Origin of the sequence: Streptomyces sp. NPDC006711, from assembly GCF_042869775.1 — a bacterium.
GTDB lineage: Bacteria > Actinomycetota > Actinomycetes > Streptomycetales > Streptomycetaceae > Streptomyces.
The window spans coordinates 330,538-342,747 of record NZ_JBIAGO010000006.1 but is presented as its reverse complement, the minus strand read 5'-3'; the positions used below and the strand labels follow the sequence as shown (position 1 = coordinate 342,747).

The 12,210-nt window shown below is 71.6% G+C and carries 9 protein-coding genes and 2 pseudogenes; 4 read left to right on the top strand and 7 right to left on the bottom strand.

What is annotated here, in order from left to right; all coding sequences use genetic code 11:
• Positions 1–10 precede the first annotated feature (10 nt).
• On the bottom strand, positions 11–826 hold the full coding sequence (locus ACFYM2_RS16175; protein WP_388836685.1) for a crotonase/enoyl-CoA hydratase family protein: 816 nt from the start codon (positions 824–826) through the stop codon (positions 11–13).
• Between the two features lie 167 nt (positions 827–993).
• Here ACFYM2_RS16175 and ACFYM2_RS16170 point away from each other — a divergent pair, with 167 nt between their 5' ends.
• Positions 994–2,616: an acyl-CoA synthetase gene (locus ACFYM2_RS16170; RefSeq protein ID WP_388836747.1), complete on the top strand. Its 1,623-nt coding sequence runs from the start codon at positions 994–996 to the stop codon at positions 2,614–2,616.
• A 139-nt stretch (positions 2,617–2,755) separates the two neighbouring features.
• On the opposite strand, the gene ACFYM2_RS16165 is transcribed toward ACFYM2_RS16170, so the two are convergent.
• Positions 2,756–4,303: an alpha/beta fold hydrolase gene (locus ACFYM2_RS16165; RefSeq protein ID WP_388836682.1), complete on the bottom strand. Its 1,548-nt coding sequence runs from the start codon at positions 4,301–4,303 to the stop codon at positions 2,756–2,758.
• Positions 4,304–4,562: 259 nt separating this feature from the next.
• On the opposite strand from ACFYM2_RS16165, the gene paaK reads away from it, so the two are divergent.
• Positions 4,563–5,855 carry a phenylacetate--CoA ligase PaaK gene (gene paaK / locus ACFYM2_RS16160; RefSeq protein ID WP_388836679.1) on the top strand — a complete coding sequence of 431 codons (1,293 nt, stop codon included), beginning with the start codon at positions 4,563–4,565 and terminating at the stop codon, positions 5,853–5,855.
• Between the two features lie 41 nt (positions 5,856–5,896).
• Here paaK and ACFYM2_RS16155 read toward each other — a convergent pair whose 3' ends face one another.
• From ACFYM2_RS16155 to ACFYM2_RS16145, 3 genes and pseudogenes are all read right to left on the bottom strand, one after another.
• A complete protein-coding gene (locus tag ACFYM2_RS16155; RefSeq protein WP_388836676.1) occupies positions 5,897–7,387 on the bottom strand; it encodes an acyl-CoA synthetase in 1,491 nt (496 codons plus the stop codon).
• A gap of 116 nt (positions 7,388–7,503) precedes the next feature.
• Positions 7,504–7,926 (bottom strand): annotated as a pseudogene (locus tag ACFYM2_RS16150) (NAD(P)-dependent oxidoreductase); the annotation flags it as partial.
• Positions 7,927–9,033: 1,107 nt separating this feature from the next.
• A complete protein-coding gene (locus ACFYM2_RS16145) occupies positions 9,034–9,684 on the bottom strand; it encodes a TetR/AcrR family transcriptional regulator (RefSeq protein WP_388836673.1) in 651 nt (216 codons plus the stop codon).
• 130 nt (positions 9,685–9,814) lie between these two features.
• Between ACFYM2_RS16145 and ACFYM2_RS16140 the strand changes: the two genes are divergently transcribed.
• Entirely contained in the window at positions 9,815–10,744 is a 930-nt protein-coding gene (locus ACFYM2_RS16140; protein ID WP_388836669.1) for a zinc-binding dehydrogenase, read from the top strand.
• Between the two features lie 107 nt (positions 10,745–10,851).
• Here ACFYM2_RS16140 and ACFYM2_RS16135 read toward each other — a convergent pair.
• Positions 10,852–10,926 (bottom strand): annotated as a pseudogene (locus ACFYM2_RS16135) (hypothetical protein); the annotation flags it as partial.
• 9 nt (positions 10,927–10,935) lie between these two features.
• On the opposite strand from ACFYM2_RS16135, the gene ACFYM2_RS16130 reads away from it, so the two are divergent.
• Positions 10,936–11,253 (top strand): winged helix-turn-helix transcriptional regulator, encoded by a 318-nt coding sequence (locus ACFYM2_RS16130; RefSeq protein ID WP_388836744.1) that lies wholly within the window; start codon positions 10,936–10,938, stop codon positions 11,251–11,253.
• 22 nt (positions 11,254–11,275) lie between these two features.
• On the opposite strand, the gene ACFYM2_RS16125 is transcribed toward ACFYM2_RS16130, so the two are convergent.
• Positions 11,276–12,175, bottom strand: coding sequence for an RNA polymerase sigma-70 factor (locus ACFYM2_RS16125; protein ID WP_388456777.1), 900 nt, complete (start codon positions 12,173–12,175; stop codon positions 11,276–11,278).
• Positions 12,176–12,210 lie beyond the last annotated feature (35 nt).

Here is a 12,210-nt window from a genome sequence, read left to right as displayed (position 1 = left end):
ACGGGGGAAATCAGGCCCGCCGGAACACCGCCGCCCGCTTCTGGGCGAACGCCACCGCCCCCTCCTTCGCGTCGGCCGTGGCGAAGATCGGCCACCCCCGCTCCAGCTCCACCGCGAGCCCGTCGCTCTCCGCCATGGCCGCCGTGTCGTACACACACGCCTTCACCGCCTCGACCGCGAGCGGTCCGCACGCGTTGATCTCCGCCGCGATCGAGAGCCCCGCCTCCAGCGCGGTCCCGTCCGGCACGACCCGCCCGACCAGCCCGATCCGCTCCGCCTCCTGCGCGCTGTAGGGCCGCCCCGTGAGCAGCATCTCCAGGGCGTGCGTCCGTGGAATCTGGTGCTGGAGGCGGACCGTGGAGCCCCCGATGGGAAAGAGCCCTCGTCTGACCTCGAAGAGCCCGAACGTCGCGCTCTCCCCCGCCACGCGGATGTCCGTCCCCTGAAGGATCTCGGTCCCGCCCGCCACGCAGTACCCCTCGACCGCCGCGATCACGGGCTTGCGGGGCCGGTAATTGCGCAGCATCGCCTTCCAGTGCAGTTCGGGGTCGGCCGCAAGCCGGTCACGGTAGGGGTCCCCCGCCGCGTCCTGCCCCGCCGTGCCCCGGGCCGCGAGCGTCTTGAGGTCCATGCCCGCGCAGAAGTCGCCGCCCGCGCCGGTGAGGACGACCGAGCGGACCGTGTCGTCGGCGTCGGCTTCGAGCCAGCCGTCGTAGAGCCCCACCAGCAGGGGCAGCGACAGCGCGTTCTTCGCCTCCGGCCTGTTCAAGGTGAGCACCAGCGTGGCGCCTTCACGCCGCACGGTGAGGTGTTCGGTACCACCCATTGCCGTCCTCCCGTCTCCAGACCCAGAACAGGTTGCAGGAGGGGCGGTGGCAGTTCAATAGTTTTCTGACAGACAGTCAGATTTCCTCTCCGCCGCCCCTTCCCAGTTGTGCGCGGCTTTGCTCTGATGACCCCCGGAATCAGTCGGGGCCGGAGTCAGGAGGAATGGTGGAGTACAACCTTGCCGACCTGTTCGAGTCCGTCGTCGACGTGGTACCGGACCGCGAAGCGCTCGTGTACGTCGATCATCCCGGCACCGGCGCCGAGCGCCGCCTGACCTACCGTCAGCTGGACCGGGCGGCGAACCGCCTCGCCCACCACCTGATCGACGCCGGACTCACCCCCGGCGAACACCTGGGCCTGCACCTCTACAACGGCATCGAATACCTCCAGACGGTCCTCGCCGCCCTCAAGGCGCGCCTGGTCCCGGTCAACGTCAACTACCGTTACGTGCAGGACGAGTTGGCGTACCTCTACCGGGACGCCGACCTGGCCGCGCTGGTCTTCGACGCCGAGTTCACCGAGCGGGCGGCGGGCGCGCTGCCCGGGGCGGGCAAGCTGCGCCACCTCATCCGGGTGGGGCAGGCTCCCCAGGGGGCGCCGCCCCTCGCGGTCACCGCGTTCAACCAGGCCGAGGCCGAGGGCTCGCCCGAGCGGGGCTTCGCACCGCGCTCCGGCGACGACCTGTTCATCATCTACACCGGCGGAACCACGGGCATGCCCAAGGGGGTGATGTGGCGTCAGGAGGACCTGTTCTTCGCGGGGTTGTTCGGCGGTGACCCTGCGGGCGAGCCGGTGAAGCGGCCCGAGGAACTGGCCGAGCGGGTCGCCGGTGGCGGCGCCGGACTGACCTTCTTCCCCGCTCCCCCGCTGATGCACGGCACCTCGACGCTCACCTCGTTCATCGCCTTCAACTACGGCCAGCGGGTGGTCATCCACCGCAAGTACGTGCCGCACGAGGTGCTGCGCACCATCGAGAAGGAGAAGGTGTCCAGCGTCTCCCTGGTGGGCGACGCGATGCTGCGGCCGCTCGTGGACGCCCTGCGCGGACCGCTCAGGGGCACCGACCTGTCCTCGCTGTTCAGCGTCTCCTCATCCGGGGCCATCATGTCGGATACGGTGCGCGCGCAGTTCCAGGAGCTGGTGCCGAACGTGCTGCTCCTGAACAACTTCGGTTCGTCCGAGTCCGGTTCGAACGGGAAGGCCACGGACGACTCGGGCCCCGAGAAGGGGTTCCGTCTCGAAGTCAACGAGCGTACGCGGGTGGTGGATCCGGTCACCCACGAACCCGTGGCCGTGGGCGAGCCCGGGCGGCTCGCGCAGCGCGGGCACGTTCCGCTCGGCTACTACAACGATCCCGCGAAGACCGCCGAGACGTTCTTCCAGAAGGGCCAGGAGCGGTGGGTGCTCCTCGGCGACATGGCGACCGTGGACGAGAACGGCATCGTCACGGTGCTGGGGCGCGGCTCGCAGTGCATCAACACAGGGGGCGAGAAGGTCTACCCGGAGGAGGTGGAGCAGGCGCTCAAGTCGCATCCGGATGTCTACGACGCGCTGGTGGCCGGGGTGCCCGACGCGACGTGGGGCAGCCATGTGGCGGCTGTGGTGCAGCTCCGCGACGGCGCGGACGAGCCCACGCTCGCCGACATCCAGGCACACTGCCGCACCAGGATCGCGGGCTACAAGGTGCCGCGCCGGCTGGTGATAGCGCCCAGCATCCAGCGCTCGCCCAGCGGCAAGGCGGACTACCGCTGGGCGCGGGCCGTGGCGGCGCGGGCGGACGCCGACTGACGTCACCCGTACGGGACTTCGGACGCCACGGTACGGAACTACGGGCGCCACGCGTACGGGACTCCGGCGGCATCCCGCGACCCGGCCGCCGGGTCCCGGTCATCGACCGGGCAGGCGCGCGGCACAAGCCCGGGCCGGGTCACCCGATCCCGAACTCCCCGATCGCGGCCAGGAATCCGGCCGGGTCGGCGGAGTGGATCAGGTGGCCGGTGTCGAAGGCGACGAGGCGGGCGCCGGGGATGACATCGGCCAGCGCGACGAGCGCCGTCTGGTCGACGTGGCTGGTGGGACCGCCCGCGAGGAGCAGCGTCGGAGTGGTGAGCGTGGCGAATCGCCGGTGCCAGTCCGGGTCGGGAGCGTTGAGCTGGGCGTTGATCGCCGGCACGAGGGACCAGTCGAAGGTGAGCGGCCCCTCGGGGCGTTCGACGGCTCCGCGCGGCGGGTCGAGCGGCAGCAGCGGCGGGATGTCCTCCAGGACGAGCCGTCCGATGAGGCCGGGCGCCTCCTGGGCGAGCAGCGCGGCGGCGGCGCCGCCCATGGAGTGGGCGACCACATCGGTGCCGGTGAGGCCGAGCTCGGTGATGAAGCCGTGGATGTCGTCGCGGAACGCCTCGAAGCCGTAGCCGCCCGGCCAGTCGCTCAGACCGTGGCCGCGCAGGTCCAGGGCGTACACCCGGCGGGTGGCCGCGAGGTGGGCGGCGATCTCGTCCCAGTCCCGGCTGTCGCCGCCCCGGCCGTGCACGAGGACCACGGGAGGCGCGGACCGCTCGCCGTGGACGCGATAGGCGAGCGTGACGCCATGGCCCTCTTCGAGGCCGATGGTGTGCCGGACACTGGCGACACCGGGGTCGAGGAAGGCGACGACGGTACGGAGGAAGGCTCCGGGGTCGTCGTGCCAGGGGTAGTGTCCCGCGCCCGGCTGCACGGCGAGTTCGGCGTGGGGCAGGAGCGCGGCGAGCTCGGCGGCGACGCCCGGGGTCGGCCCGAAGTCGTACCCGCCGGCGAGGACCAGGACGGGGGCGTCGAGCCGGGCGAGCGCGGCCCGCGTCGCCGGCGGGTCGAAGGCGCCGTCCGCGTAGTAGGCGGGCGCCACGTCCGGGTTGGTCTCGGCAGCGGCGGCGGCTTCGTGGCGCTGGGCCGCCGCGTCCCAACGACCATGGGCGAAGGGCTTGACGGCGTCCCAGACCTCGCTCCTTTCGCGCCGCCCGGCCCACACCTCTTCGAAGGCCGCGCGGCCCGTCTCGTACCAGGGCTCGTCCTCGCGCAGCGCGAGGGCGGCGCGCCACTCGGCCTCGTCCGGGCCGATGCCCACGGCGCGGGTGCCGGGGGTGATCAAGGTGAGCGAGCCGGTCCGGTCCGGGTGGCGTGCGGCGTAGAGCAGCGCCAGGTTCCCGCCCGCCGAGTGGCCGAGCAGGTCGACGCGGTCGAGACCGAGGTGGACGCGCAGCGCCTCCACGTCGGCCACCTGGCGGTCGCAGCGGTAGGTGGCCGGGTCGGCCGGCGCCGCCGAGGCCCCCGTGCCGCGCGGATCGAGGAGTACCACCTGGCGGTACGCCGGCAGGCCGCCCAGGTCGCCTAGGTAGGTGGAGTCGCGCCCGGGCCCGCCCGGCAGGCAGATCAGCGGGTCCCCCGCGCCGGTCACCCGGTAGGAGAGGACGGTCCCGTCGTGGCTGGTGAAGGTGGGCATGGAATGATCTTCACAGGTGGCCGGGCGCCGGGCAATCGTGTTCGCCCTCGGCGCGAAGAAGGCGTCGGAGCCGGTTGTCCACAGGCCTTGACGGGCCCCTCGGAGGGCTGAATTACTGATCCCGGACAGATCGACCGAATGATCGGTCGCCTGCTTTCAACGTTTTTCGTTGTGTCACCGTTGCATCGTTGCATCGGTTCAACGTGTCATCGCGTCGTCGTCCCCGGCGGCGGGGCGGAGCGAGGACGGGAGCGCACTCATGGCACCCCTGCTGGACGAGGCGGAGCGGCTGAGCCGGCCGGAGCTCAAGGCCTTGCAGCTCGACCGGTTGCGCGCCGTCCTGCGCCATGCGTACGACAACGTCGGGTTCTACCGCAAGAGCTTCGACGAGGCGGGGGTCCGGCCCGAGGACTGCGCCTCGCTCGCCGATCTGGCCCGCTTCCCCTTCACCGCCAAGTCCGATCTGCGCGACCACTACCCCTTCGGGATGTTCGCGGTCCCCGAGTCCGACATCCGCAGGATCCACGCCTCCAGCGGCACCACGGGCCGGCCCACCGTCGTCGGTTACACCCAGCGGGACCTGGACACCTGGGCGGACGTGGTGGCCCGCTCGATCCGCGCGGCGGGCGGGCGGGCGGGCCACAAGGTCCATGTGGCGTACGGATACGGGCTGTTCACCGGCGGCCTCGGCGCGCACTACGGCGCGGAACGGCTCGGCTGTACGGTGATCCCCGCCTCGGGCGGCATGACGGCGCGCCAGGTGCGGCTCATCCAGGACTTCCGCCCCGAGATCATCATGGTGACCCCGTCCTACATGCTGACGATGCTCGACGAGTTCGAGCGGCAGGGCGTCGATCCCCGTACGACCTCCTTGAAGGTCGGCATCTTCGGCGCCGAGCCGTGGACGGAGGAGATGCGCCGGGAGATCGAGGACCGGTTCGCGATCGACGCGGTCGACATCTACGGGCTCTCGGAGGTCATGGGGCCGGGCGTCGCGCAGGAGTGCGTGGAGACCAAGGACGGTCTGCACATCTGGGAGGACCACTTCTACCCGGAGATCGTGGACCCGCTCACCGGCGAGGTCCTGCCGGACGGTGAGCGCGGCGAGCTCGTCTTCACCTCCCTCACCAAGGAGGCGATGCCGGTGATCCGCTACCGGACCAGGGACCTGACGCGGCTGCTGCCGGGCACGGCCCGGGTGTTCCGGCGGATGGAGAAGGTCACCGGGCGCAGTGACGACCTCATCATCCTGCGCGGCGTCAATCTCTTCCCCACCCAGGTCGAGGAGATCGTGCTGCGCACGCCCGGTGTGGCTCCGCACTTCCAGCTGCGTCTGACCCGCCAGGGCCGCCTGGACGCGCTGACGGTGCGGGTGGAGGCCAGGGCGGACACCCCGCCGGAGCACCGCGAGGCGGCGGCCCGCTCGATCGTGGCGGCGGTCAAGGACGGGATCGGTGTCTCGGTGGAGGTGGAAGTGGTGGACCCCGAGACCATCGAGCGCTCGGTGGGCAAGTTCCAGCGCATCGTGGACCTGCGCGAGGAAAGGGGCTGAGCCGGGAGGACCCGGCCACGGCAGGCGTCGCACCGGGACCGTCAGGCGAACCGGTCGCGCAGCTCCCGCTTGAGGATCTTCCCGCTCGCGTTGCGCGGCAGATCGTCCACGAACAGGACCCGCTTGGGTGTTTTGAAGGGGGCGAGCAACGCGCGCACATGGTCCATGAGTTGCGTCTCCGTCACCTCGTCGGCACGGACCACGAACGCGGTCACCGCCTCGATCCAGCGCTCGTCGGGCAGGCCCACGACGGCGGCCTCGGCGACCGCCGGGTGGGTGTACAGGGCTTCCTCCACCTGGCGCGAGGCGATCAGGACACCGCCGGAGTTGATGACGTCCTTCACCCGGTCGACGACGGTGAAGTAACCCTCGCGATCACGCACCGCGAGGTCACCGGAGTGGAACCAGCCGTCGCGGAAGGCCTCCTCCGTCTCGGCCGGCTTGCCCCAGTAGCCCTCGCACAACTGCGGTGAGCGGTAGACGACTTCGCCCGCCGTGCCGTCGGGGACCGGCTCGCCGTTCTCGTCGACGACCCTGGCCTCGACGAACCGGACGGGACGCCCGCACGAATCCATCCGCCCCTCGTGCTCGTCGGGCCCGAGCACGGTGGCGAGCGGCCCGATCTCGCTCTGCCCGAAGCAGTTGTAGAAGGCGAGCCCGGGCAGCCGCGCGCGCAGCCGCTCCAGGACCGGCACGGGCATGATCGAGGCGCCGTAGTACGCCTTGCGCAGACCGCCGAGGTCGCGCGTGGCGAACCCGGGGTGGCCGGCGAGGGCGATCCACACGGTGGGCGGCGCGAAGAGCGAGTCGGCACGGCCCGCCTCCACCAGGTCGAAGATTTGGCCCGGATCCGGCGCGTCCAGGACGGTGTTGTCCGCGCCCACCGCGAGATAGGGCAGCAGGAAGACATGGGTCTGCGCCGAGTGGTACAGCGGCAGCGCGTGCACGGGCCGGTCGGCGGCCCGCAGGTCGAGCGCCGTGATGGCGGAGACATACGCGTGGACGAGGGCGCGGTGCGTCATCATCGCGCCCTTGGGCAGCGCGGTGGTGCCGGAGGTGTAGAGCAGCTGGACGATGTCGCCGGCCTCGCCCTCGCCCGGGTACGCGACCGGTTCGGCTAGCGCCGCGAGGAGCGAGTCAGCCTCGTCGCGCAGCGCGGCCACGGGCAGCCCGGCGGGCACCCGCTGGGCGAGCGCGGGGTCGGCGAGGACGAGTGAGGCGCCGGACTGCTCCAGGATGTAGGTCAGGTCGTCGCCGGTGAGGTGCTGGTTGACCGGCACATGGATGAGCCCGGCCCTGGCGCAGCCGAGGAAGGCGATGAGGTAGGCGTCGGAGTTGTGGCCGTAGGCGGCGACCCGGTCGCCCTTGCCGAGCCCCCGTGCGGTGAGGAAGGCGGCCGCGGTGGAGACGGCGGCGTCCAGTTCGGCATAGCTCCAGGTGCGGTCCGCGTACCGCAGCGCGGTGCGGTCGGGGGTGCGGCGGGCGCTGCGGCGCACGACGCCGTCCACGGTGCTGCTGCGTACCTCGTCCATGGCTGGATCCTGGGGGCCGCGCCTGCCGGGGTCAAGGCGCGCGCGTCCGCGAGCCGCCCGGCGCCGGTGCGCGGTCCCCGTCGTGGGCGACGGCGGCGGGCGCCGGCACTCCCCGCTCAGCGCGGCGTGCGGATGCTGTCGATGATCCGGGTCCAGTTGTCGCCGCCGTGGCCGTTCTCGATGGCGTGCCGGTAGTGGGCCCGGACGGCCAGGGGCAGCGCGAGGTCGAGCCCGAGCGAGGTGCTGGTCTCCACGATGTGGTCGGCCGTCGCGCCCATCATGGTGACCGTGCTCAAGGCGCCCGGGTGGTCCCCTGCGTCCAGTGCGGCCGCGGGGGTCTCCTCGCCTGCCCGCACGATGGCGCCGATCATGTCGGCGGAGGCCAGCAGCTCCGGCAGCGCGTCCTGGGCCTTCATTCCGGCGCTGCCCAGCATCGCGGTCGCGTGCATCAGCGCGGACAACGAGGAGAGAAACAGGGCGAGTTGGGCCTGGTACATCATCTGGGCCAGGCCCGCATCCGACCCCAGGTGCCTCGGGGCTTTTTCGGCAGGCCATTGAGCTGACGAGCACGAGTTCGGTGCTCGGCGTGTGTCGGGTGGGTCGCTGGGCGGCGCGGTCGGAGACCAGGCCGGCGACGGCCCGGTGAGTGGCGGCGTAGTGCTCGCGACGCCCGATGAAGCGTTGCAGCGGACGCCACTGCTTGTGCTCGGCGTTGGCGTGCTCCACACGGATCCGCGCGGAGGACTGGAGGCGCCGCATCTCGCGCCATGCGTACTGCTCGCCGAGCGGGGCGTTGTCATCCTTCGGGTTCTTCGGCGGCGCGCCGACCTGGCCAGGGAACTCGTTGGCCGGGCCCCGGTAGCCCTCATCGACCTCAGCCGTCACCTCTGGGTGGAGGCGGAGTTGCTCGGCGACGCCCTCGGTGCGCATCGAGGTCTGGTCACGCATTCTTCCGGGCCGGTCGGCCCCGGACCACAGGGTGCGGCCCCGCCCGTCGCTGTCCTGGTGGTTTTCATAGTGTTCCGCTTCTTCTTCGCGGAAACGAGCGCACAGCGGCCGGGACGGCGTGCCCGGGGGCGGCGGACCTGGGTCTCGGTACCGTCGATCCGCAGGATGACGCCCTTGGCGGCAGCGTAGGCAAAGACATCGGCCGGCGTCCGCAGCCGCAGGCCGGGCCGTCCGGGGACGGCGAAACCTCGGTCGGCCAGCAGCGGGCGGATCTCGCCGATGGCCTCGGTGACGGTGGAGCGGCCGGCGGCGTACGTACAGCTCGGCGAGCGCGGCGTGCGGGAGCTGAGTGCGCAGATGGACCAGGGTGACCAGCACCCGGTCGGTGAACACCAGCTCGTGTTTGCGTCCGCCCCCGGCCGCACGGCGGCGCCTGCCGCCCCGCCGCTCGCACAGCGCGGACTCCCGCCGGGCCTGCCGGGGCCGGCCAACTCCCCGGTCAAACTGCTGAGATGTGCGCGGGAGACACCGGTGAAGGCAGGGTGGGACAAGGCCGTCGCAGGCCCGCTTCGTTCTCACACTCGAGAAATTCGTGCGGCGACATCCAGGTCAGGGCCGAGCCCCGACCATCAGCAAGCCGAGCACGCCACAGGTATCAGCCCGCCCGCCGATCTAAGGAAGCCAGCGGCGCGGCACTGTCAATCGGCTTTCCGCAGGTTCGCGGTCAGCGTCAGGCTGCCGGGCACGGTGGCGAAGGCTTCACGCAGGTCGGCCGCGAGGCGGGTGCGGGTGGGGGTGCTGGGCCGCGACCTCCAGGTGTCCAGCGCGCAGTGGAACGCAGCGATCAGTACATCGAGGGCGAGCCTCGGGCGCAGATCCCCTGAGCCGTCGAGATCGAGCCTACGGTGCAGGACCGTGAGCGCGGCGCGGCTGGTGCGGTCGCAGAAATGGCGGCTGTGCGCGTCCATCGAGGGTGCCTTCTCCGCCAGCCGTCGGCTGAGCAGCACCCGCCGGGTCCAGCCGTCGGCCGTCATCCGGCCCAGGGCAGTGAGCAGTGCGTCCTGCAGTGTCTCCAGGAGGGTGCGTCCGTGTGGTTCGCAGGTTTCGAGCTCGTCGAGGAAGGCCGCCCACAGGTCCTGGGTCGGTGCACTGGCCACGTCTTCTTTGCTGGTGAAGGTGCGGAAGAAGGTGCGCTTGGAGACGTCCACTGCGTCGCAGAGGTCGTCGAGCGTCGTGCCGTCGAAGCCGCGCTCGGTGAACATTTCCAAGGCTGTGTCGATCAGCGCCTGCCGGGTGCGGAGCTTCTTGCGCTCGCGCAGCGGCAGTCGTTCGTTCGCGGCTGCAGGCATGGCGGCAGCATAACTGAAGACGCGATGGAGAAGCGATCGCCACTTGACGGCTTGTGCCACTCAGTGGCAGAAATGGTCCGGCGCCTCACCCCGAAGCGCCGGGCCAATGCCTGCCGAAAGGTGCACCACCATGCGCGCCCTGCTCGTCGACCGCTCCGCTCCCGCCGGACTGCGGCTCGGCCAGACCCCCGACCCTGAGCCCGCTCCCCACCAGGCCTTGATCCGAGTGGCAGCGACATCCTTCAACCACGGCGAGATCCGGCACGTCCTGGAGAACGCACCCGACGGCGCGGTCCTCGGCTGGGACGCAGCCGGCATCGTGGAGCAGGCCGCCGCCGACGGCTCGGGCCCGGCCGTCGGCACCCCCGTGACCACTCTGGGCCCCGACGGCGCCTGGGCCGAACTCCGCGCTGTGGACACCGGCTTGATCGGTACGGCCCCCGCGGGCACCGATCCCGGCGCGATCAGCACGATCCCTGTGGCGGGCGCAACCGCCCTGCGGGCCCTGCACCGCATCGGCCCGCTGCTCGGCAAGCGGGTCCTTGTCACCGGGGCCACAGGCGGCACCGGACGCTACGCCGTCCAGCTCGCCCGGCTCGGCGGTGCACACGTCATCGCCTGCACCGGAAACCCCGAGGCATACGGCGACGGTCTGCGCGCCCTTGGCGCCCACGAAGTGGTCGCGGAACCGGGAGTGCTCGGTGTGCCGGTGGACGGCGTCGTGGATCTGGTGGGAGGCCGCCAGCTCGTTGACGCTTACCAGGTGCTGGCCGAGAGGGGCACGCTGGTAGCCGTAGGTCATGCGGCAGGCGAGAGCGAGCACTTCCCGTTCGGGGCCCTTTTCGGCGACCAGGGTCGCCACGACCGCTCGATCGCCACCTTCTTCCTGCTCGGCTGCACCGGCCTCGCCCCCGACCTGGCCTGGCTCTCCGCCCGTGTCTTTGCAGGCGAACTCGATCCGCAGATCTCCTGGCGTGGCAGCTGGGGCAAGGCCGCAGAAGCGGCCGAGGCCCTCCTCGGCCGCCGGCTCCACGGCAAGGCGGTGCTCGAACTCGACTGACACCGTGGAACGGCCGGCCCAACTGCCGACAAGGTCGTTAGGTTGACCAGGGTCCGGCCGGCGAGCGCGCCGCCGGGTGTCGCCGCGCGTTGCGCGCCCGCCGCGACGATGTCATCGGCCCGGCTCGCGGTGCGGTTCCAGACGGTGACGCAGTGGCCGGCGGCAAGCAGGGTACGGGCCATCGCCGCCCCATCGGGCTGAGCCCCAGCACGGTGACGGGGGTGTTCTGGCTGGTGGTGAAGATGCTGACGCAGCACCTGCGCGAGCTGGAGGAGGACGGCCTGGTGCACCGCGAGGTGTACGCCGAGGTCCCGCCCCGGGTCGAGTACTCCCTGACCGAGCACGGGCACACGCTCAACCAGGCGCTCGGACCGCTCGGGGCCTGGGGCGCCGAGCGCATCCGCCGGGAGCACTCCGCGACGGTCGGCGTGACCGAGGCCGGGCACGGCGAGTACGCCGGGAATGGAGCCACGGTGTGCAGCGGGGCGGCCAACCAGATTCCGCAATAGCCGAGTTGACGAGGAAGGGCTCCTAGCGCGTCCAGGGCCAGTCGTCGGGCCCGGACCCCTGCGTCTCGGGGAAGAACCGGGTGAGCTTGTCGGGGTTGCGCACGGTGTAGATGGCTTCGATCCGGCCCTCGCGGAGCGCGAACAGCCCGATCTGATGCCGGCCGTCGGCCGTGATGGCGAGGGCAGGGGCGCCGTTGACGTCGAGGATGCCAACGGCCTCCATCTCATACCGGTTGAGCAGTCCGGTGAGGAAGGCGAGCACCTTGGTGCGGCCGACGACCGGGCGGCGCGCGGCGGACACCTTGCCGCCGCCGTCGCTCCAGGCGACGACGTCCTCGGCGAGCAGTTCGGTCAGCGCGCCGAGGTCGCCGCCCCGGGCGGCTTCGAGGAAGCGGGTGAGGAGTCTGGCGTGTTCCCCGCCGGAGAGCGGGAAGCGCTCGCGGCCGGCCGCGAGGTGGCGTCCCGCCCTGCTGTACATCTGACGGCAGTTGGCGGCGCTCGTCTCGACGATGGACGCGATCTCGTCGTAAGGCAGCTGGAAGGCCTCGCGCAGGACGAACACGGCGCGCTCCGGCGGGGAAAGCCGCTCCATGAGGTGGACCGTGGCGTAGGCGACGGTGTCGCGCAGTTCGGCGGTGTCGAGCGGGCCGAGCGCGTCGGTGGCGACGGGTTCGGGCAGCCACGGCCCGACGTACGCCTCGCGGGTCATGCGCGCCGAGCGCAGCTGGTCGATGGCGAGCCGGGACGTGACGGTGATCAGGAAGGCGCGCGGGTCCCTGATCTCCTCGCGCTCCACCCGGCTCCAGCGCAGATAGGCGTCCTGGACGACGTCCTCGGCGTCCCACAGGGAGCCGAGCAGCCGGTAGGCGAGCCCGAGCAGCACCGGACGATGGGTCTCGAACTCCTCGGCGTGCTCCGTCATGGCGCCTGCCCCCTTCCCGCGCGGGGCCGGCGGCT

Bases quoted from the DNA above. Each gene is read 5' to 3' on its own strand.
- ACFYM2_RS16175 (WP_388836685.1), bottom strand. From the start codon at position 826: ATGGGTGGTACCGAACACCTCACCGTGCGGCGTGAAGGCGCCACGCTG.
- ACFYM2_RS16165 (WP_388836682.1), bottom strand. From the start codon at position 4,303: ATGCCCACCTTCACCAGCCACGACGGGACCGTCCTCTCCTACCGGGTG.
- paaK (WP_388836679.1), top strand. From the start codon at position 4,563: ATGGCACCCCTGCTGGACGAGGCGGAGCGGCTGAGCCGGCCGGAGCTC.
- ACFYM2_RS16155 (WP_388836676.1), bottom strand. From the start codon at position 7,387: ATGGACGAGGTACGCAGCAGCACCGTGGACGGCGTCGTGCGCCGCAGC.
- ACFYM2_RS16145 (WP_388836673.1), bottom strand. From the start codon at position 9,684: ATGCCTGCAGCCGCGAACGAACGACTGCCGCTGCGCGAGCGCAAGAAG.
- ACFYM2_RS16140 (WP_388836669.1), top strand. From the start codon at position 9,815: ATGCGCGCCCTGCTCGTCGACCGCTCCGCTCCCGCCGGACTGCGGCTC.
- ACFYM2_RS16125 (WP_388456777.1), bottom strand. From the start codon at position 12,175: ATGACGGAGCACGCCGAGGAGTTCGAGACCCATCGTCCGGTGCTGCTC.